The sequence below is a fragment of the Vibrio sp. 1F253 genome (genome assembly GCF_041439295.1).
In the GTDB taxonomy this organism is placed as follows: Bacteria; Pseudomonadota; Gammaproteobacteria; order Enterobacterales; family Vibrionaceae; genus Vibrio; species Vibrio tasmaniensis_A.
In genome coordinates this window covers 37,032-58,014 of the sequence record NZ_JBGONU010000030.1, presented here as the reverse complement: position 1 = coordinate 58,014, position 20,983 = coordinate 37,032, and the positions used below count along the sequence as shown (strand labels likewise).

Annotated in this window: 21 protein-coding genes; 1 reads left to right on the top strand and 20 read right to left on the bottom strand. The window is 47.6% G+C overall.

What is annotated here, in order from left to right:
- Positions 1-230 precede the first annotated feature (230 nt).
- Positions 231-950 (top strand): NYN domain-containing protein, encoded by a 720-nt coding sequence (locus ACED28_RS15135; protein WP_253815844.1) that lies wholly within the window; start codon positions 231-233, stop codon positions 948-950.
- 152 nt (positions 951-1,102) lie between these two features.
- On the opposite strand, the gene ACED28_RS15130 is transcribed toward ACED28_RS15135, so the two are convergent.
- From ACED28_RS15130 to ACED28_RS15035, 20 genes are all read right to left on the bottom strand, one after another.
- Complete coding sequence (locus ACED28_RS15130; RefSeq protein ID WP_017102791.1) at positions 1,103-1,549, bottom strand: hypothetical protein; 447 nt, start codon at positions 1,547-1,549, stop codon at positions 1,103-1,105.
- 106 nt (positions 1,550-1,655) lie between these two features.
- The gene (locus tag ACED28_RS15125; protein WP_102556624.1) at positions 1,656-4,340 is read right to left on the bottom strand and encodes a conjugal transfer protein TraG N-terminal domain-containing protein; all 2,685 of its coding nucleotides are present in this window, start codon (positions 4,338-4,340) and stop codon (positions 1,656-1,658) included.
- Positions 4,341-4,352: 12 nt separating this feature from the next.
- Positions 4,353-5,714 (bottom strand): conjugal transfer protein TraH, encoded by a 1,362-nt coding sequence (locus ACED28_RS15120; RefSeq protein ID WP_017061846.1) that lies wholly within the window; start codon positions 5,712-5,714, stop codon positions 4,353-4,355.
- A complete protein-coding gene (gene traF / locus ACED28_RS15115) occupies positions 5,711-6,148 on the bottom strand; it encodes a conjugal transfer protein TraF (protein WP_016799993.1) in 438 nt (145 codons plus the stop codon). Before traF (ACED28_RS15115) ends, ACED28_RS15120 begins: the two co-directional genes overlap by 4 nt.
- A 15-nt stretch (positions 6,149-6,163) precedes the next feature.
- Positions 6,164-6,904, bottom strand: coding sequence for a type-F conjugative transfer system pilin assembly protein TraF (traF, locus tag ACED28_RS15110; protein ID WP_080582247.1), 741 nt, complete (start codon positions 6,902-6,904; stop codon positions 6,164-6,166).
- An 81-nt stretch (positions 6,905-6,985) separates the two neighbouring features.
- Positions 6,986-7,189: a hypothetical protein gene (locus ACED28_RS15105; RefSeq protein ID WP_016799995.1), complete on the bottom strand. Its 204-nt coding sequence runs from the start codon at positions 7,187-7,189 to the stop codon at positions 6,986-6,988.
- Positions 7,190-7,213: 24 nt separating this feature from the next.
- Positions 7,214-8,974, bottom strand: a complete 1,761-nt coding sequence (gene traN, locus ACED28_RS15100) for a type-F conjugative transfer system mating-pair stabilization protein TraN (protein WP_371710176.1) — start codon at positions 8,972-8,974, stop codon at positions 7,214-7,216.
- Entirely contained in the window at positions 8,971-9,657 is a 687-nt protein-coding gene (gene trbC / locus ACED28_RS15095) for a type-F conjugative transfer system pilin assembly protein TrbC (protein ID WP_016800267.1), read from the bottom strand. Before trbC ends, traN begins: the two co-directional genes overlap by 4 nt.
- 12 nt (positions 9,658-9,669) lie before the next feature.
- Complete coding sequence (traU, locus tag ACED28_RS15090) at positions 9,670-10,686, bottom strand: conjugal transfer pilus assembly protein TraU (protein WP_029222902.1); 1,017 nt, start codon at positions 10,684-10,686, stop codon at positions 9,670-9,672.
- Positions 10,683-11,405 carry a type-F conjugative transfer system protein TraW gene (gene traW / locus ACED28_RS15085; RefSeq protein ID WP_102561070.1) on the bottom strand — a complete coding sequence of 241 codons (723 nt, stop codon included), beginning with the start codon at positions 11,403-11,405 and terminating at the stop codon, positions 10,683-10,685. Before traW ends, traU begins: the two co-directional genes overlap by 4 nt.
- 4 nt (positions 11,406-11,409) lie before the next feature.
- A complete protein-coding gene (locus ACED28_RS15080) occupies positions 11,410-11,757 on the bottom strand; it encodes a TrbI F-type domain-containing protein (RefSeq protein WP_016800271.1) in 348 nt (115 codons plus the stop codon).
- The gene (gene traC, locus ACED28_RS15075) at positions 11,754-14,297 is read right to left on the bottom strand and encodes a type IV secretion system protein TraC (RefSeq protein WP_371710175.1); all 2,544 of its coding nucleotides are present in this window, start codon (positions 14,295-14,297) and stop codon (positions 11,754-11,756) included. The genes ACED28_RS15080 and traC overlap by 4 nt, the downstream gene beginning before the upstream one ends.
- A gap of 4 nt (positions 14,298-14,301) precedes the next feature.
- Entirely contained in the window at positions 14,302-14,682 is a 381-nt protein-coding gene (gene traV / locus ACED28_RS15070; RefSeq protein ID WP_016800273.1) for a type IV conjugative transfer system lipoprotein TraV, read from the bottom strand.
- Between the two features lie 11 nt (positions 14,683-14,693).
- Positions 14,694-16,106, bottom strand: coding sequence for a TraB/VirB10 family protein (locus ACED28_RS15065; protein WP_017061841.1), 1,413 nt, complete (start codon positions 16,104-16,106; stop codon positions 14,694-14,696).
- Complete coding sequence (traK, locus tag ACED28_RS15060; RefSeq protein WP_016800276.1) at positions 16,103-16,828, bottom strand: type-F conjugative transfer system secretin TraK; 726 nt, start codon at positions 16,826-16,828, stop codon at positions 16,103-16,105. The genes ACED28_RS15065 and traK overlap by 4 nt, the downstream gene beginning before the upstream one ends.
- Complete coding sequence (traE, locus tag ACED28_RS15055; RefSeq protein WP_016800277.1) at positions 16,825-17,385, bottom strand: type IV conjugative transfer system protein TraE; 561 nt, start codon at positions 17,383-17,385, stop codon at positions 16,825-16,827. Before traE ends, traK begins: the two co-directional genes overlap by 4 nt.
- Positions 17,385-17,690 (bottom strand): type IV conjugative transfer system protein TraL, encoded by a 306-nt coding sequence (traL, locus tag ACED28_RS15050; protein WP_016800278.1) that lies wholly within the window; start codon positions 17,688-17,690, stop codon positions 17,385-17,387. The genes traE and traL overlap by 1 nt, the downstream gene beginning before the upstream one ends.
- A 41-nt stretch (positions 17,691-17,731) precedes the next feature.
- Entirely contained in the window at positions 17,732-18,034 is a 303-nt protein-coding gene (locus ACED28_RS15045; protein WP_016800279.1) for a type IV conjugative transfer system pilin TraA, read from the bottom strand.
- Between the two features lie 174 nt (positions 18,035-18,208).
- Entirely contained in the window at positions 18,209-18,580 is a 372-nt protein-coding gene (locus ACED28_RS15040; RefSeq protein ID WP_016800280.1) for a hypothetical protein, read from the bottom strand.
- Positions 18,581-19,296: 716 nt separating this feature from the next.
- A complete protein-coding gene (locus ACED28_RS15035) occupies positions 19,297-20,871 on the bottom strand; it encodes an EAL domain-containing protein (RefSeq protein ID WP_371710174.1) in 1,575 nt (524 codons plus the stop codon).
- Positions 20,872-20,983: the final 112 nt, after the last annotated feature.

The window sequence follows — 20,983 nt, the reverse complement described above, 5'->3', positions numbered from 1 at the left end:
CATTAGTGATTGTACTCACTTAACTCAGTGTCCAAAACTGCTGGTGCGGATCACACTTTAAATGGCTTAATATTCATGAGTTACTTGAAAAGTATGTTCTCCCTCGTTCTCATGGCAACAATTTTACCTTACATGAGATTGACCCCATAAAGTTTTTCACCGCAGAAATCCTTCCTAATGTAGCTTCTGATCCAAATTCGATCAACGATCAACGTACTTATCATAAAGCTTTGAAAATTGTTTGTGGTTCTAATATCAAGAAGATTCCAGGAAAGTATCAGTGTGGTCCTGTTACATACCCAGCTTTTGAATTGGATAAAAATGGTAAAGAGATATTACCTAAAGATTCTAGTCGAGTTAAAGTTTGGAAGCTTGAAGAGAAGAAAAGTGATGTCAATGTTGCTGTTGAAGCTGTTTTTGATGCTCTGACCGATCCTGAGCTTGAGCAAATTGTGTTTGTAACTAACGATACCGATATTTTGCCAGCTTTAGAAAAAATAAAAGCTTTCAATGATATCTCTGAGCGTAAAGTTAAGATTGGTTACATTGCGCCGATTATTGAAAATCACCCCAATCGTACTCCGAATGGTGAATTGGTAAATATTGCAGATTGGACAGTACGATTCATTCAAGAATCTGAGTTGATTTCATCTCAACTCCCTCCTTACGTGGCAAATAAGCGAGGACCTGCAATTAAACCGATATCATGGTTTAAGTATCCTGTTAAAGTAGATGAAATATTAACTCTGTTATCAGAAAAGAAAGTGCTAGGTTCAGTACCTAAAGCTTGGAAACAGTATCTTATTACGGAACCACACTATAAGGCTCAGGGATTACCAGACTACAATTGTTCTTTTGCTGACTTGTTAAATGACGAACAAGGGATCGAAGATGTTCTGATTCACGCTAGAGCCTTTGCTGAGTTCAAACGAAATCAATCTAATGAATAGATGTTAAGAAAGTAGGTTTTATTTGACCAGAATTGACTTGTTATATAAATCTATTTTTGGCTTGAAAGTTTCTTTGTTCTAGTTCTTTAAATTGCTCAAGAGCATATCTGTCGTCAACTCAAACATAACCTTTGGTAGGGTAAACCAACAGCTTAAAATTGCTTTTGTACCGGGCAAGGGTATTGCTCTTTGAGCCCCATTGTTAAGTAATAACCGATAGACCCGTTAATGCCTGGTTTACCGTATTTTTTAATATTACGTTCAATTTGGTTATTAATCAGCTCCATTAACTCTTCGGTTTTCCAATTCCGTAATGTTTCGCGGTTTACCTGGCTTTTCATTGGCAAGCAATAATCGATACGTTGATTGTGAGCGTCTAAGCGCGTGGTATAAAGATTTATGGTATCCGCGGCGACACGAACGCCGATCAATAAATCTCGATACTCAGGGCTATCGGGATCTTGATAGTGCTCAACGTAGTAACCCATACTAGCAGGGTTCTTGCTGCTGATGGGGCGATCAATTTCTGGAATTTGATTATTGGCTAAACTCGAAAAAGAGCACCATGTGATTAAGCCTAATATGGTCCATTTATTCATTACTAATCCTCCATTTTATACTGTGTATAATACTAGGTTGTTTTGATATCTCACTTGGATTGCTCAATAATTAACCATTATTTATAGATTAAGAATGGGTTTGATCCTACTCTTTCTTTGTTGGCTGCAAGGTTGATGGTGGCTCAACACGCTTGCTGGTGCCCTCAAATTGTTCACGTGTTTCATCCACGATTTGTGAGTGGTTGTCGGGGTTGTAATAACGCTCTGTGCCGCCGCGTTTCTGATGCTGCTCCAGCACCGTTTGACCGGTATTACCTAGAGCCTGGCCTTTAAATTGTTCCCCCACCATCGTTTGCCACTCGGCTTGGGTCGGCTCAGGGTTAAAGGCTTGTTCGTGCTCTTCTTGAGTGGGTACGCTGGCGAGCACAAAATCTTTAAACGTGTCGGTTGTTTTAAATTTTTCCCATAAGTCAGCGCGATCTTGACGAGCATCGTCGCCCTGTCCCGTTAGTATGAGTCCTGATTCGTCTTTCGTACGCCCGTTTTCAACAAACGCTTGGAATGGTTTTTCCAGTTTCTCAGTCAGGCTGGCCAGATGACGTTGATCTTGGCTGTTGACTTGGCTGAGCGTATCGACCTCTTGTTGAGATTGTGTCGTGGACGTTATCAAGCCTTGTGTCTCACTAAAGTTCGCCGTAAAGCCAGTGGCGTAAGTGCCCATCTCCGTATTACGTTCATCGGCCGTGAGGCGGTTGCTCGCCTCGATGGTTTGGTTGGCGCCAGAGCGGTAGGACTCGATAGCGGCTTGCATTTGGCTTTGTTGTTCGTTGCTCATGCTGCTGAGCGTTTCGCGGTCTTCCTGTGTCCATTTTTGTCCCGTGGACGCGTTCACACTCCCATTAAACCCTACGGCGTCACCGAGAGCGCCGCTTGACAGTCCAGCGTTCACGTCATAACCGCCGTACGCAGAGTGTAAGAAGGCATTCGCTTTCTCATGGCTCCATCCGGTTGCCGCACTGACTTGCTCAGTGGCGGAGCTGACCTGCTCTAAGCCTTTTGATGCTGCAGCAGTTGCACCGTGTCCATGAGTTAAACCGTAACCTTGGGTTGAAGAATAACTCTCTTTCCAATCGGCCATCAATTGAGAGCCACTTTGTGTGCTTTGTGACAAGGCCGTTTGTTGTGTCGAGAGGTTGGATTGAGCGCTAGTGTGCAAGTCTTGCACCGCTTCACTGTATTGACTAGAGCTGGCGACATTCCACTGGAAATTCGACGCGGTAGGGCTAGTGTCATACACCGTTCTATCACCGTATTGCGTTGAAAGCATACCGTCTTCGCTTTGAGTGGTACTGCCGTGTTGTTTCAGCAATGTCGACGTATCAAACTTATTGCCATTGACGTTATTAAACGTGTGGGTCTGCATTTGCGTATTACCGTGGCTGATATCACCGCTTGAGGCCGCTGCCGACGTACGGGCATTGGTTTGGTTTATCATCCCCGCCAGTTGGTAGTTTAAGCTGCTCATCATGGCCGCTGCGCCCTTGGTTAACGCCAAAGCAATCGCGGGGGTGGACATCATCAAGTATCCGGTAATGGAGGCGTAACGCGTGTTGACGTAATCAATGCCGCTCATGTTCGAGAGGGTAATGCCGCGTAACCCTTGTGTCGCGCCCTGGGTCGCCCCTTCTAAGAACCACATCATGATAGCGTTGAGGATGGTGAATATCATAGGCCAAGTGGCCAGATAGAAAAAACTGCCAACGTAGTTTTTAAGGACAGGCAGCGCCATATGTGGCAGCAAGGCAATGATGGCAATGATCGCCCCAAAGCAGACAAACAAAATCACTCCTATCGAGTGCATCATTGGAATGAACTCTTTGGCTTGCAGCCCAATGTTGGCCCACATGGTGGTGGTTTGCATTTGGTTGGCGGTGTAGGCGTAGTTGGCCGCGATACCTCGGTGCGTGTTTTCGATGTTCCATCGCGTCATGTTGATGACCATGTTCTGTTTTAAAATATCGACCGCGTTGTTACTGACCCCAATTAAATCTTGGTGACTATTCTCGATGGCGTTTCTTAAGAACGTTGATTGGATGTTGCTCTCTCGTCCCAAGATATACGCGCCCAGTTTATTCATGGTTTGATTGGCCTCTTCATCAAATTGTTGAGTGAGTTCAGGAAACGCGTCGCGGCAGGTTCTGTATTGACCCTGGGGGTTATAGAGCCCACGAATGGGGGACATCGATTTTGTGGCGAGAAAACCCAGCAAATCCGGTGCTTGCAGGATGTTTTGCATGGTGTATTTTTTGTTAATTCGAATGTCTCCGACGATGCAGTTGTGATAAAAGTCTTTCCAATAGCGTTGCAGATCAATGGTTTCGGCGTTGGCGCTACGAAGCAACGTGTATAAATTCGAACCAAACACCATGCCTGAGGAGCTGTAGCTTTCATCCTCTGTACTGCTAAAGACGATTTCAATGCCTTCGGTTAAGCCGTGCATGAACGTGGTGGCCGCCCAACCGGGTATTGCGACGATGTAAGGCACGTTATTCACGTAATAAATGCGCATAGGATTTTGCGCGTCATTGATATGGACGGTGGCTTTCATGCTGATAAGAAAAGTGGGGATAGCCAAGTAAATGAACATAAAACGCATCACATGTTTCGCGTCTCGAGACACAAAAAATAGGGTGGCACTGATGATAAAGGCCAGTTGTAAGGCGATTTCGATTAACGAGCCAAAGGTGTTGGTGGTAAAAAAAGTGGCGACGGCGTTCAAGGCTCGTTGTAATTGAGGGCCTGCGCCATAGAGATAAAAGTCTAAGGTCATTGGGGATCTCCTTTAATGGCCAAAGGTGAGGTTCGATAGGGTAGCGTCACTTGCCGATTGGCTAAGGAGCTTTCGTTTGCGTTTTAAGCGCTCAGTGAGGGCTAAGTACGCGTTCAATTTTGTTTTGTGACGGTCTCGAATGGTTTGTAAGTAATCCCTTGCACTGTTGATGCCTTCGAGAGTGCGATTGACGTCGGTTGGGTTAACCGAAGCGAGGTTGGTCATGGATTGATTGACGATCATCAGCATGTTGTTGAGATAGGCATGCAAGAGATCGGCGGCAATATTTTGAGCGTATAAATGGCTTTCTGGTTGTAGGTTGAGGTGCGCATCATCAATGAGCATTGCTAAGATAGGAATGTCACTGAGTTCAACAAAGCTCTTCTCTGAGTCGGTGATAGGTTGGTCAGATTGTAAGTGGGCATAGAGCGTATCGACGGTGTGGCGCACTTTGGCGTTAAAGGCTTGGCTTTCATTTAGGCTGATGGCGCTTAGGCTCATCGAAAGGCAGGTCTCGGTGTTGTCGCATCGATACACCTCCAAATCCCCTCCGGTCAAAAGGGCGTTAATGGCGGTGTCGTTACCCACTAACATGGCCGGAATGTAGCTTGGCGTCCCCTGCGCGTCGTAAATGACGGTGCCAGTGAGGCTTACGATAAACTCGGCGACCTCTTGATTGTCTTGAAGGTAAGCGCTTTTCATGAGCGCATCCCACACCACATTTAAGTTCACTTTCACTGCGTGCGCCGTGGCGTCATCGGTGTTGCTAGCCAGTGTGCTCTGGTTGGTACGGACGTTGCGACATTCGTGTTGCGCTTCTAACCAATCAGCGAAAGCGTTGCTTTGCGTGCCTAGGGTGGCGCAGGCATGTCGCTTGGCTTCCCCATCGGTAAAGGCCGCTAAACCAGAGACCGCCGATTGCGCTACTTGGCAAGAGTTCATCGAGGTGGTGAGGAACTGATCAGCAATGGCTTGCAGTTTGTCCCGATTCTCTTTGATGCTCGGCGCCCAAGTTTGCAGCGCTAAATCCACCGCGAAGGGCACGGCGTTGGCAATGACGGCTTTACCAAAAGCCACCAGTTGGTCAGAGTTAATATGAGAAAAGCCGCCCATAAAGGCGTCAATGCCACCGCACCCTGCGCTGACAGAAGGCAAGGTGATGGCGGCCAGTTGAATGTTTTTGATGTTGGTGCGAGCAAACAAACTGCCCGCATTATAGTAGGTGGCGGATTGACCCTGATAGGCACTTGGGTTCGTGATGTTGCTGTTAAAACTGCTGTCATCCCAAAAGCTGTTCATGGCGTCGCCCAAGCCGCCGGCATGAAGTGAACATGAAAGACTCATTAAGAGAGCCAGGAGGGTAGGTCGCGTCATTGTAAACTCTCCATGATGGCCACATCGGCGCGCAAGGCTTGGTAGCTCTTAAGCAGCTCAGTGTATGGAACATTGCCTTCACTCAAACGCACGTACTTACCATTGCTGACGTTGATTAAGAACGTGGCGGGCGTAATGGCGTTTTTGAGATCCCCAAAAAACGCAGCGGTGATGTCAGAGTTGGTCGGTATAGGCGTCGCGTAACCGGGGATGGGTTGTCCGTCAAAGGAGAAATCGTACACAGGTAGTTGAGTAGTTTGCTCTAGCCGCTTCATGGTTGGGGCAAAGTGGTGACACTCAGCGCACTGACTAAAATGGAAGAACACCAAGGCGTATTGGCCTGTCATCGCATGAGGGGGTTGCGCTTGAGTGAGGGAGGTTGAGGCGAGCGTCATCAGCGTACTCAACAATAACGTGCGGATAAAAGCGTTCATCGGGGCGTCCTTAAGTTAAAAGTCGCTGTCTTGGTAATTGGTCGCGACGTTGTGAAAGCGAGAGAGCAAGTCTTTTTGTGAAATGAAGCCGTAGGCGAGGGGCTTGAGTGCTTTGGTGTGGATATTGGCCAGCATTAAAGCCGGTGTGTAGCGCACCTGTACACGCCCTGTCTTATCAATACGGTTTTCATTAATCGTCTCAAAGGTCTGACCGTCTTTGCTGATCCCGACCAGTTCGATGTGGTACCGGTGGGCAAAGTCTTGGATTGAGGGTGCTAGGGTTTGAGATAAGGCGTCTTGCCCTTCGTAGATGAAGTAGAGGCCCCAACCTTCTTGTACCAATTGACGCACAGTGGCTTCGTTTTTGAGTTGGATACCTTGATAGTACGTCGCTCTTGCGGCTTGCTCTGTGGGGCGGTCTTTGGTGTACGAGTATTCGGGGTGTTCGTTGATGAGCTTTTTGAAGGTCATGCCCGTTTGCGTGGTCTTGCCATCGATGAATTTTTTCAGCTTCATCAATTTTAGATTTTTCTCTTCATCGGTTGGGTTAATGGTGGCATCGTTTAACGCTTCATCAAACGCGCGGTGGAACCATTGCATCTGCTCGGTGGCGCTCATCACGGTAGAGACGCTGTTGGGGGGGAGGCTCTCCTCCTCTTTGGGAGGGACTTTGGGCGCTTTGGTCTCGTTATACCAGCGCCACCCCTTGGGGGGCTCATCGGCGATACTGTGAAAGGCCAATAAAGCCAACAACATTAACGGTAGGGGTTTGATTGTTAATCGGTTAATTGAGTTGTTCACCGTTTTTGTGGATAAGTCCTTCATGGTGTGACCTCATTATTGCCAGAAACTCAGCATCTTGTGGGTGCGCGTGTGAAATAACGTCCAAAGTGCTTCATCAATGCCACGCTGTTGTTGGTGCCTCATCATTTCTTGCTTGAGCTGATGGAGTTTTCGTTTGAACAGAAGATGCCGAATAAGGGTGATGGCAAACCCGGTTGTCGACAGGGTGGCCACAAGTAAAGGGAGTAGGGGATCCATATCATGTCCTCATCATTGATTAAGTTAATGGCGATAAGCGCTGTGTAATCGCTCTTGGATTTCTGTGGCCGAAGGCAGGTTGGTGTTGCCGTGCATGTCGTCGTAGAAGTCCGAAAAGTCGAGGCGTTCAAAATCTATGTCTTGAAGCTGCTCGGGGGTAAGGGCGCCGCAAATGGGGTGTTTGGCGGTTCCCAGACTGATGCCAAGTTGACCTTTCGAGCCTTGCTCTTGGATGATGCGCGCCAATTTGCTCTCAAAGACGCAGTAGGTCTTCTTTTCCCGGATACACGCGCCTAAGACCTTTTCTGCGCAATAACGGCCAAGGGCTATCGTAATGCCTTGCTCTTTGGCTTGACCGAGCGCTTTCTCTTCATCATTGCATTGGGCTATGCCAATACTCGTGCCCCAACCGCCGTCTTTACAGCAGTCGGCAAAACCAAAAGCGGCGTCTGTGCACTTCATGCCTTTGCCTGTAAATATCTTCGGTGGGTTACCCATACCGTCAGCGGCTTCTGCGAGCGCGGCTAAGGCTGAGGTGCTTTCATTAAAGCGGTTTGAAGTGGTCGCCATGGCTTCAAAGCAATCGCCATCCAGACAAAAGCTCTCTTCTCCACAGATTAATTGGGTGGCACTGCAGCGCCGCTGTGGGCAGGATTTATTGACTTTCTCCTCAATGCACACACCGTTTTGCTGGAGGCTGCAATGGGTTGACGTCGTGGTGCAATCGGCGGGCAGGACGTTGCACGTATTGGGTCGAGTGCATTGGTGCTCAACCCGATACTTCCAGCAATCAAGCGTGGTCGGTATGCCATTAATGATGCGGGTGGCTCGACCTTCAATGCATTGCTGGCGAGTGATCTTGCATGAGTTCATCAGGTTGCATTCTGTTCGCCAAGTAATGTTGTTCTTGATGCAGTTCCCTCCGGATAAGGAGAATCCGTTTGAGCAGCTCAAGGTGACTTTTTTCGTTTGTGTGGTGGGGCGACAAATCTGGTAGCGTTTATACCAGGATTCGTTACTTTTCCAGACAATGTGGTCGGTCTGTTTTAAATCGCCAAGCGTGTAGCCTTGGTTGGGAGAGACAACCTTCCCATCCCAGAAATACGTGGTATCTGACCCTGTAAACCCTCTTGTTCCCCCCGTTTGCCTCACGTAATTGTGATTATCGTGTCGGCATTGTGAGAGAGGGCGTTGGCAATTATCCCCTTGCTTTGTCCAGCCGGATGGGCAGCGGTAGATCACTTCACTAAGGCTCACGGAGGCGACGGGGACTTTGTCACACGGGACCGGGTTGTGAGTTGGTCGGTAGCATTGCTTTGCGATGTTATCAATGACGCATTGCGTGGCGTTGTCACAATCCACGTACTGATTAGACTGACCATGACTGATTTCATAGGCGTTCTCAATGCCAAGGGTGGCGAATCGATACGTATCATCGTTTGGGTCAATGGTGACACTATTATTGTCAAACCCCTCTTGTATCGCTTGAGCGTGTTCGTTGTTGCCAAACTCCGACGTGGATTGGTTTGTGATTTGTGCATCAGTCATCCCGGCTTCATCAGGCTGTCGGATTTTGCTTTCACACCCTGGATTATTGTCGCTGCAGAAGTCTGACAGGTTAAGCGTCATTTCTGAGTCATTGTAAGCCTCGTTCGGGGTGTTTTTCGCCCACTCCACGTTGTCGTAGAATGTGTTTTCTTGAGGGGCGGCAAGGGTATGAAGGGAGAGTAAGAGAGCAGCGCTGAAAGAGAGAAAAACAAAAAGTAGTGAAAAGGGCGAATTCAAGGGGAACTCCTATTGAGCACTTGTTTGGCGATGTGTCCTACATCGCCTTGGCTTAAAATCGTTAATGCGTTAGGAAGGGAGAGGTTGCCGTGAACCATGTCGTAATCACTTTGCGGGCAAGACGCTTCATTGCACGCTTCTCCAATGGCCACAAACACGGGGACGTGGGTGATGTTAAATTGACGAAACCACTGTGGACTGATGGCAAAACCGCTATCAATGGCCATTTCTTCGTCGTCCGCTTCTAACAAACTCAGTATTCGAGAGGCTGTCGGTACCATGCCTTCTGGCAGTACCCCACGTATCACGAGAGGAACCTGATATTGCTGACTTTGTTTGAGTAGCTGTCTAAGCGCGTTATCTGGCATGGAAAGCGACACAAACACCATCACACCTTGCGCCTTTTTGTTTGGATTTTCCTGAGGCACCCCAAGAACACTCGCCAGTGGCGAGTCTTGCAACACGTTATCGAGGTGTTGATTCATCGACAACGCTTCTTGCTTATGTTGCTGACCTCGTTCAAGAAAGGTGGTCAGTTCACTGTGATTGGTTGGCGCTGCAATGGTCTGCTCTTGCTTGGCAAGCGCTTTGAGCTCTTCTTGAGAGTAACCCTTCTCGGCTGTTGAGAGAGGGCTAACCAGCAGAATAAGTAACAGCCATGAGGCTCTTGGGCTAAATGACATCGTCTCATTTCCTTATAAAAATACGCAATTACGTTTTCGCCAGTTCACAAAACCAAAGTTACCGCCGGTGGTTGGGTTGTCTTTACCTTGCTCCCAAAGTGACGAGGTGGTGCCATAGGGATAACAATGAGCGGCATCACCAATCGGTGCCGACAATTGATAGCGATAGCGACTTTTCGGCAAGATAGGCTCTGGCCATTGGTAACAGATTGCGCCATCTTCGCCCCGGGTTTCCCACACAATGCCTTGCCTGTGCATTTTAAAATTAAAACGCTCTAACATCAGTGTGCCAACTTGAGGGCCGGTATGAGAGTAAGCGCTATTACCGGTTAATGGGTAGACGCTGCCTTGTGAGCCTAAACACCAAAAAAGCGCATCAAAAGGCAAAACGCGCCCGGTGGTGGTCGCCATGGCTTCGGTGATGCAAGAGAGCTGCGTGATGGGGTGGCCAAACAAAATGGCTTCGGGGTTAAGAATGAACGACATCTCATCATCATCCCAAAACGGGTCAAGCTCGGTGAGGTAGGCCACATCGAAATTATCCGTGGCCATGCAGGCGGCCGACTGCATCAGTTGTAGCCAGTAAATCACCGGATATTTGTACCAATGCACGTGATAAAAAGCATTGCCGCTGGTTTTGCTGCTTGAGTCGTGCTGCGAGCCTCCTATTTGTTGGCTATTGTCATTACTCAACTGCATCCCCATGTTGACCATGCAATAAGGGACTCGCGTCACGTCCACCAAGGAATACGGCTCCCAATACCCAATGTTTAAGCCAATTTGCATAAAAATGGGCGGGGGTTTAGGACAATAGGAGATCGGCATGCTTGGGTTGGCGGTGTCAGGGTATGTCGAGCTAATGAGAGGCACACTGCCCAGTGTCATAGGAAATAGGCAGTCCCAACAAATATCAGACAATGGATTTAAGAAATGCCCCGTACAAGCGGCGGATTGAGCTTGGGTTTGCCAAGGAAATAGGAACAAACCAAGCAGTAATAACCCATGGGATCTCAAGGTCTTTCTCCTTATTTTGTGTTCGTCGCACTCTTGTTTATGGTGGTGAACGGCGTCACATCGATCTCTGTGATCTTCCACCGCGCTCCGTCTTGTTCAATCAGAGCGGGAATGTGTGAGAGTTGAAATTGACGGCTGTAGTGACCTTGTTGGTCAAAATAAATTCGGGCGTCAAACTCCGTGGCGACGTCTTCTGGACTGCCGTTGGTGAGGGTCCATTTTATCGGCTTATCTGCGCGGTATTGTTTAGCCCAAGCGCGCTGGCTTGGGTCGTCACCATCAAGAAAGACAATCACATACGAGTAATCGAATGATTGTTTGGGAATGTCGACTGGCCAAGTGTCGGTATCAAAAGGGTTGATGACGAGGCCTTTAGCATAAAGGAGGTTACCTTGTGCATCTTTGATATCGGTGGCCAGCTTTAATGATGGGTCGATGTAAAAGGTGTTGGGCGCGGTGGTGGCGGTCAACCCTTTAACGGGAGGGGGTCTTCGCACGTTATTTTCTACGTTCTCCACAAACTGCTGTTGCATCTTTGCGGTTTCTCCCGTGGCTTCTAAGTGTGTCAATCTGTTGTTAATCCATTGCAACATGTCTACCTCTGCAATAGGGAAAAGTTCGCCTTGACGCCCAAATTGTTGACTAAGAGCGGTGGGGGCGATGGCAAGTAAAGTGAGACCGAGCACCTTTGAGAGTGCTGTTGGTTTGATGAATGAATGCCCGTGAACAATCATAAGATCATGACTCCTTTTTAAGCGCCTCAATAACGTAATGTTGGATCTCGGTGGTTCTATCCGGTGCGCCGCTGATGAGCGCGCCTGGCACGATAATCACGAGATGGTGCGCTTGCGCGTATTCTTTCAAGAGCCGCCTGAGTTCCGTATCAAAGGTCGCCAATTGCGCGCTGTGCTCCTGATCGCTGAGGTTGGCTTCAATGAGTTGGTCTTGATATTGCGCTAACGTTTGTTCGATATCGAAGACCACGATTTGAGGGGCGGTGTTGAGCTTGACGGCCATCAGCGTGAACATCATCAACACTATGGCAAACAGGGCACCGACAAGACGTGTGTGACGGATGGATTTCATTTGGCCTCCTTACCATAGATGAGGGTGTTGAAGATCTCAATTTCTGGTCCGTAAAAATGCTCTGCGGTTTGATTGACCGCATCCATGAGTGGGACGCCTTGGTTCATCAAGGTTTCACAGTACTCAAACTCATGCGGCTCTGTCGAAAGGCACGCACGAGTAAAAGGATCGGCAAACAAGCGATGAAAGGTCGTTACATCACCGGTTTTTAGCATGACAGAGCTGTAACCGGCGATGGAGGACTTTTCAAAACTCTTGATGACAAATTGCTCATAGGGTGAAAAGTGTGAAGGATTGTCTTTGATGAATTTCGCCAATCCACTGCCTTGACGCAGAGTGATGTGGATGTCGGAGTTATTGAACGCAGCGAGCGCTTCAGGTGTGCTGTAAAAATCCTCAATCCCTTGCGTCACGGTGCAAAACGAACCCCCAAATTTTCGGGCGGTGCGATAACCGGTATTGATGAATTCTTGTGCCTGTGCATTAGAGCCAGCCATCAGAGACCACGCCTCTTCAATGATGCACATCTTCGGCGTTGAACGAGAGCCTGAAAGGTACATCTGCTGAGTGATGCTCGACATCAGCGCAAAAATCACCGGTCGCATGATGTCCGAGGGAAATCCGTCGAGTTCAATGGTGGTAAAGTGGACATTGGGATCCAGCATGGACGGTTTATTGAAGGTGTCACCGTAGATCCCCTCTGAGCGGTATTTATTCAGTTGCATGCCGATATCAGAAAGGCGGCGATCACCGCCTTGTTTTTCGGCCGCCGCAAACAGCGCTTCTTGCACATGGTCAACCAACGTCTCGCTTTTGTGTGCCTGCCAAGCCGCAATGATGCAATCACCGAGGACCGATTTTTCAAAATCTCCCATTTCGTGTGTGGGGCAGGCCATGGTCGCAAAGAGTCCGGTGATGGTGTGCAGCGTTTCCTTGAGAGGGTTGACCTGTTCGCCTTTTTCATCGGTATAGTCATCCCCCATGGCAATGCGTTCCAGGTGAGTGAATGGATTGAGGTAAATCTTCTCAGCTGTCATGTAGCGGCCGCCAAGCATCAAGGTGAGCTTTTTAAAGCTCTTTCCTTTATCTAACGCCCAGATTTTACCGTTCATGGCAAAGAGGGTTTCGGCGAGCTTTTGCACAAAGAAGGATTTTCCTGCCCCGGAGCCTCCGGTCAGGGCGATGTTGTAGTTATCTGAGCCACAATTAAACGGATTAAACCAAAAGGCTTGTTGGCGCATGGTGGGAAGCATCATGCCGCCACTGAAATTCTTTACGTCCATCACAAGAGGCAAGAGGTTGGCCACATTGCCGGTTTTTACGGTTTGAATGCGTCCAGCACGGTCGCAATCGGCCCAAAACCCATCGGTCATCATGAACGGTAAGGTCGTCATGAGCGCTTGGCTTTGCAGCATCGAGACGGTTTGTAAATCAATCCCGCCAGAGCGAAAGGCGTTAATGGCAGTAGTGCGATGCAGTCGCTCGGATTTTTTGTTGGTAAATAACGTCAGCGTCAGGTGCATGTATGCCATGCTGTTGATGCCATCCGACATTTCATCTCGAATTTGCTCGCGTTCGCTCTGCTCTTTCTTCGCTTGAGGGAAGAAAAATGCCATCGGGGACTTGAGTGTTTTTTCCAGCTCTCCAATGCGTCCGCCATTTTTGGTCGCAAAACTGCCCGATTCTTGATGGCGAAAATTGAGGGTCATGAGGTGTGGACATTGCACATTTTTGGCCACGCTCTTTAAGGACGCAAAACAATCGGGCAAGGCGTAAAGGCGGAAAGTTCGAGGTGTACTGCGTAAACCCAATGAAATGATCCGCGAGGTCACCGTTTGATGTTGGCGGTTACTAAAGCGAACGTCGGTGTAATGTCGGCGAGTTAAAAACTCGGTATCAGGAGAGAGGACTTGTCTGTAGATCAACGCTTCTGGTGCGTAGTCAGATCCGCGAGGGGCGGTTTGTGTGGGGTCAAAATTGAGAATGCCTTCGACGTAGTTGATTAAGCCTTCGGGGGTAAGCGGCGTGAGCTCCAGTCCAATTTGGGATAAAGTCGTGGTGAGCGCCTCTTTGCAATCCAACACACTATCAACATCGTCCGTACTGGAGACAAACAACCACGCGCTGTAATCTTTGATGTCAAAGTAATGCTTCTGACGATGAAAAAAGCCGTGGTGAGCCGCAAAGTTGGCGTAATCGGCTTCTTGTTTTGCTAATTCACTGCAAATACCCGCACGAGCGGATTTCAAGGCGGTATTTTGCTCAATCAAATGACTCACGTGGTTGTGGCCCATCATGGAAAAATGGTAATCCCATTTATGGCCAGGCGGTAAATCCATGATGAGACGGTTAAATGCCTCCACCATGTCGTCATTCGCCCCCGTTAAGACGCTCAATTTGAATCCAAATCCTACGCCCTTTTTGTTATGAAAGAGGCTGTGCTGCGCATCAAAAGTGCGGTAAGGCAGTTCAGAATGAAGGTGGTTATATTCACGTTTGGCTTCTTGATAAAAACCCTTTAAATCTTTTGAGACGCCCATGGCGTTAATCCTTCTTGATAGCCTGAACAGGGCGACCTGTCCAGGTAGACTCGTCTAACACAATGTAAATATCCATTGTGTCGAGGTAAGTGGTGGTGTCATCCGAAGTAAAGGGAAAAATCACCACCTTCCTAACCGTGTCTTGGGTTCGAATAGGATGGCCTTCACGGGTGCGTCTTGGCAGTAAGGCAAAAGGGTGGGAAGCCAGGACGTTAGCCTCGGCGACTTGTTGTGTTGTTGGGTGTGTCGAGATGTTGCGAATGTCATCCATGCTGGCGCAGCCGGGTATACCGCCGATTTTTTGGCAACTAAATTCATCTTGAAAGCCCGCAGAGCAACCTGCTAGTAGGCTAATAAGCAGCGCTGTGAAAAGTTTGATAGTCATAAAAGCCGACCTTAATTTAATTGTTGGTTAACTTCTGCCGCGAGAGGGTTGAGTGTGATGGTTTCTAAAAGGGTGTCTGGTTTTGCTTGCTCTTGCTCTTTTGTCTGATGATCAACATAGCGTTTGATCGCTTCCTCATCATCGAGAGGGAACCCTTTCGTAAAGACGATATTCACGATGCCCCCTGGATTGATTTCGATGAAGGGGTGATATAACTCGGCTAAGGCAATGTAGTAATCCGAAAGCTTACTCCCCACGTCCGAGGTGGCATTGCCCAATAAACTTAATCCCACATCCTTGCTGTTGAGGCTCGACGTTGAGCCAAGCGCTGAGGTTGAGGTGGTGCTGGCCAAGCCCGCCCCGGTCTCACCCAGTCCTGTTAAGATGCCTGAGATCCCCGCCATTTGGACGATTTTGCCGTTACGTAAAATCGAGGTGCCACGGATGCCATTGCGCCCAAAGTTAAAGACGGTGCCTTGAACGGGGATATCTAAAATTCGACCGTCCCGAATGCAGCTGAGGGTGTGAGTGCGCGCCACGCCGCGATTGGAAGAAAGGTCACCGTACACGCTCCCAATGATGGTGCAGTCTTTGAGGTGGCTCTTTTCTCCATTGGGCAACACGCCTTCATGCACGGTTTGAAACACGATGGGGGCGGTATCACTTTGGCCGAACGCCCCGGCATTGGCATCGGCGCCACCGGTGATTTTGGCGGTCACAAAGGTGCCCGACGGGACGTAATTGTCGACGGTTCGTTGGTACGCTGACTCTGAGGAGGCTGTCCAAAAAAAATCAAACGAGTCAAACGCTTGCCCTTGGTCATCAAACGAGGCCTTATCGGCTTTGCTGTATTGAAAGCTCTCTTTTTGCAGATCATTGGTGGCGTAAGAGGGTAAAGGTTTGGGAGGAAGTGGGCGCGAGCCAAACGGCGCAGGCTCTCCCATGACGGTGAGGTGACCGGCTTCCTTTGAGGATAGCGATTGGGTTGATGGCAAGGCGATGGTGCGCTGCGCTTCTTGATGTTGGCGTAATTCCTCGCGTAAGATCTCGTTCTCTTTCTTCATTTGCGAAATCGTATTTTCGTTGCTCGTCATCAAACGATCGACGTCTCGATTGAGGTTTTCCATCTTTTCTTTGACGTCTTCAATGTCTTGACCTTGTAAGGTCAAGGCTGAGCGGTTGTCTTTGTCGGTAAAATCATCAGTAATGATTTCCCCAAAATTGGGGGCTGACTCAACGACTTCTTTCGCAGTATCTAGCGAGGTTCGAGGTTGTTTAAAGGCTTTAAACGCAAAAAAAACTGCGACTAAGAGCGCAACGGCTAACAGGCTGAGTATTTGGTTACGCTGCTTACTTTGGTCATTGGCGAGCACTCCATCCTCTAAGTCTGACTCTCTAAAAAGCCACTGTTTCAATCGTTTCATTCGCGACCTCCTGTGATGATGTACAGATGTGTAGATTCACCTGGGGGTAAGGTATAACGGTCAAGTGAGGCGCTCCGACTGGCGTAACTGTAAAATTGCGCTTCGGTCAGAGTGACGGTGTCATTGGATTGGTTTTTAACTTGATAAATAAGCCCTGAGAAGGGGCGGCCTACAAAAAGGGTCTGCGGAATAATGGCCAGTGGCGACGTGTCTTTGGGGAGGGTTTCGGGGTCAATCGGATGGACACGAAACCCTGGGATAGGCGTCTTTGAACGCTGCCAATGTATCATTTGTTTGGTGAGTTGCCCCAAGGCCAAAGGGTATTCGAGATCTTTTTCAAAGACACTTTTCTCTGCAGTAGAGCGAAGCGGAATAAACTCATTCACCACCGCAGGGACGGCTTTAGGGTTGATAAAAAGCGAGAAATTTTGACCTTTCTCTGTGGTGACGTGCGCGGTAAAAGGCAAGGCGATGTTGAGTTTGACGGTAATAGAGCCCGATTGGTCTCGTTGATTGGCTTTAGCGAGACAAAACCCTCTAGGGCAATGAAGGTTTAATATCTTGTCGTCTTTCACTACTAAACGGTTGGTGTTGACCGAGGATAAGGGCAACACAATGGTATCATTTTGCTCAAAATAGTAGGTCTTTGCGTCAATCGTATGGGCGTGGCTCATGATGGGTAACAACAAACCAAAAAAAGCATAAATCAAGCGTATTTTCATAACGGTATCTCTTGGGCGATGGTGTGAAGTTCAATCAAGCCACTTGAGTAATCGGCTTGGAGTAGATACGTCACGGGCTCAGGGTCAAGTGTGCGCCCCGCGATGGTTTTGTTGAGCGTGCCTTTGACCCGTATTTTCATTTCATTCAGGTTGATAGACAGCGTGTCAACTTCAAAAAAACTGGTGACGTCGTTCTCGATGATAAATTCGGCTTCTCGCATCAACTTGTCTTGTAAGCCACTCCAGTATTTAGGCGGCACGTAGGTAATGAGTAAGTTGAATTGACGTTTAACGTTAGAGGGCGTGACATTAAATTTTAGGTGTATCCACCAATCGGCCATCATAGAAAGATACGCTTCATCAACCGCATCGCTTGAGATCGTAAACGCTCGGTCGATATGAGGTGGCACGAAGGTGCGCTTTTCCGCTTGGTTTTGGCTTAATAAAGCAAAACTCAACCCAGCGGTTCCTAAGGCGGTGATCAACACCACCGCGGTGAGGACGTAATTGATAAAGCGAGCCGCTTTAAGCGCCTCGCCGTTATGTTCATTGAGCATCAGTAAATCCAATATTTTTTTGTGGCTGGGGGCGTGCGTTTAAAAATGGTTTTATTCGCTGTGTCATCCCCATACCAGTGGATGAAGTGAATGATGAATTTGGGGCCGTGTCGGACTTTTAAGCTGCGAATGGTGAGGAAAAAGCCGATACACACGGCGACCGCGACCAACCGATTGATGTTGAACAACATCAAAAACAACAAGATAGAAGGGAGTATTTCATCGATTGGAAATCCGACTATTTTGACGTCGGTTTGTAAGTAGTTTGGAAAAGCGAAGAGGGTTTGTTTGTCTTGATGATCCATAGTGAAATAGGGCGAATAGTTTCGCGCTCTCCTTATGTGGTTTATAAGCCTACAAACCCTTTACCAACTTCCCAGAACACCACGCCAACGAAAAAGCCGATGATGCCACCCACCCAGTTCTTTTGCATGATGCCCACGATGATGCCGCCAATCAGGCCTGCCACCAGAATGTAGAACTCGCCAGAAGACCCCGTCCCTACCGTGTTGGTCACGGTATCTTTACCACTGGCAAAAAGGTCATCGGCGTAAGCGGGTGACGCACAGGCAAAGTAGACGGCCAGTAGCGTACAAAAGTGACGCCAATACGTAAGAGGAAGGTTGAAGCGTGAGGTTTTATCTTTCATGTGGTTACCTTTAAATGTAAATAAAAGAGGCACGACATCGCACCGCTTTTATCAAAAGGGGTGTCGTGCATCTGGTGGGTTGAAAAATGGACGTTGTTAGTTCCCCATATTTTGGGGAAGGCTTTGGGCCGCATGAGTGAAGGTGTTGCCGTTGAGCCCCATGGTTCTTCTCGATTACATTAAAGGCAACAAGGAAGCGTTTACAGACTTCAAACCGCGATTGCGACAGACGTGTTGTTTCCAATTTTGAGGGGTCATGATCGTGTTCTTGAGTTTACGATAATGTTTTTTGCGAGCATTTTTTGATGGTGGTGGCGTGAGTTGACGGACCGATTGAGTGTGTTTTTGAACCGAAACGAAATGAACACCCTTCCAATAGAAAGGAAAGGGGAGGCGGTCAGTAAAAGGCAACAAAGCAGCAAATGCCATGTATTCACGCCCGACTGAGCCCAGTTCTTTGAAGCTGACAAAATCCCCTTGTTCAACAAAGCGGTCCAATAAACTCCCCGCCTCATCTTCACGACAATATCCGTATACAATTTGCATTATTCAAACTCCTTTTAAGGACATTGTTTTGCTCTTTTAAAAGAACAAAACAATGGGCTCTCTCTCAAGAGCCGTGCTACAAACTGGCTTGTGTATTCTTGTAGTAGAATACGCACACCCAAAGGGTGTGGTGTCTGGTATTCCCAAGTAACTCTGTTTAACCACTCAACCAGCATGCTTAATTGAGTAGAAAAACAGCCTTGGACGTCGCCCCAGATAAGGCTCCTGAACTTTTTAGGCATATTACGCAGGCCTGCGCCCATCTGCGGCGCTTTTTGCAATAGTGAAGGCAGCCACTCTTACGGTGATGCAGGTGTTGGTATGCAGATGGAATAATAAGCCGACGAATGTGTTTTTCGACTTTGATTTCAAAGACTGCGATATCAACGTAGTCAGTATGAATCAACATCAATGGGGATGACAATGTTTGAAAGCATCAGCAACGCACAAGGGACTTGGTTTTCGACCTATCGTGAAAGAACGGGCCAAAAGGGTTTTCTGACGTACATGTTCTGATGTGTAAGGCGGGAATGGTTCGTTATCCCACAAGGGGACCTTGGTGGACCACTTTAAGTAAGTGATGCCACAAATGAGCAAAGAGTGTGGTTATCTTCTTTACTCCCGACGTGTTCGTTTTATGGACTCAAATAGGCTAAACCACGAGTATTAGTAAGAGCATCTTTTCGTTGTTGACTAAGGTAAGCTCCGTGATGTTTTTAGCTGAGCGCCTCACTAACCCGCTCGTGAGTATAACCATAATCTAAAGCCCAGCGATGGAGATCTTCAATCGACATAGGTTTAGCGTAATAGTAACCTTGATGTTGAAAGACGCCTCTTAATAAAAGCCCGTTAGCTTCAAGCTTATTTTCAACCCCTTCCGCTACTAGATTCATTTCTAACTGCTTAGCCATTTTAATATACCCATCGAGAACAGCGGATTTTCCTTCATCAATGGAGCGTGTAAACATTTTGTCTATTTTGATAGTGTCAATATCGAAATAATGCAAATAGGAGTTTCCGCCATAACCGGTACCTGCATCATCAAGGCTTATTTTAAGTCCTAATGTTTTGAGTAAGGCGAGGCGCTGACTGGCAAACGCCAAATTTTCAATCGGTTGGCGTTCTGTCAATTCAAGCGTCAGTTTTGAGTAGTCGTGCTGAAACCGCTTTAAATAGTGGTAAAAATCGTCATTTTGTAGGTGCAGAGGAGTGATGTTGACACTGCAATAAAACTCAGCGTTTTGACTCATCAAAGACGATAAGTCGCGGTAAATGGTTGTAATGAGATTTTCTGTTGTTGGAATGATATCCCCACTTTGCTCTAGATAATGGATGAACTTGCTTGGTTCTATGACGCGGCCATCAGAGGGAAGCCATCGGAGTAAAGCTTCGACACCGAGCATTTTACCTGTTTGTGCGTCTACAATGGGTTGATAATAGGGGAAAAACTGGGCGTCTCGAACCGCTTTTTGAAGAGCAATTTCTTTTTTTGCGTGCCAATAGGAAACACATAACCAAAGAATGGTGAGTGAAATCATAAAGAGTAAAGTGGTGACCGGCCACAAGTTTTGCTTAAACTTCGAAAACACTCGTGAGGCAGAGACGGAGGATTCAAAGGTAAGAGGAAGATAGTTTGAAGCAACTGAGTTCGAGTACAGGCGATCAGCATTGGGCAAACTGCCTATTTCAAGGATAGTGTAATTTTCTTTTGGTAAAGATAAACGAATAGAGCGTTGATGGTCTAAATCATTTTCAAGAAAAAGGTATTCCGTGCGTAATGGAAAGAGGAAGCCATATTGTCCATTCGAACCGTATAAATAGGGGGGATGTTTTGGGGTTGTGGAGAGAGAATAAATCGCTAAACGCCACATTTCCCCTTTTAATTGTGTACTGAGTAAGTTCTTAAAATTACGTTGTTCAAATTGCTCAACGCCGAAAGGAGAGCAATAGGTATAAGGTTTCTGCTTATCAAGATTAACGATGGGTATCGACATAAGTAGATGCGACACATAAAGCTTCTCTAACTGCTCTATAGTGTCAGTGGAGCATTCACCGCTAGCGACGCTGGCTTCAGAAAGAATGGGTTTTTCAAGCCCATATTTAATCGCAACAGAAACGATTTGATCGAGGTAGTCGACGTCATGCTTAATTTCATTATGAACTTGATAAAGACTGGTTGCTAATGAAGCCAATAAGCTAAACAACAGGGCCAATAACATAACACCAGTCTTATAGACCCATTGAGGGTGGGGACTGAATAAGCGGTCTAACCAAGGGTGTCTGGAGCGCATACTTAACTCTTTATAATTATAAATCCAACGAATTGTGTTGAGCTGTGAAATGTTATTATGCGGTTTAATTAACGTTAATTTCTATAAAACCTTTTAATCTGAAAGGGTAAGA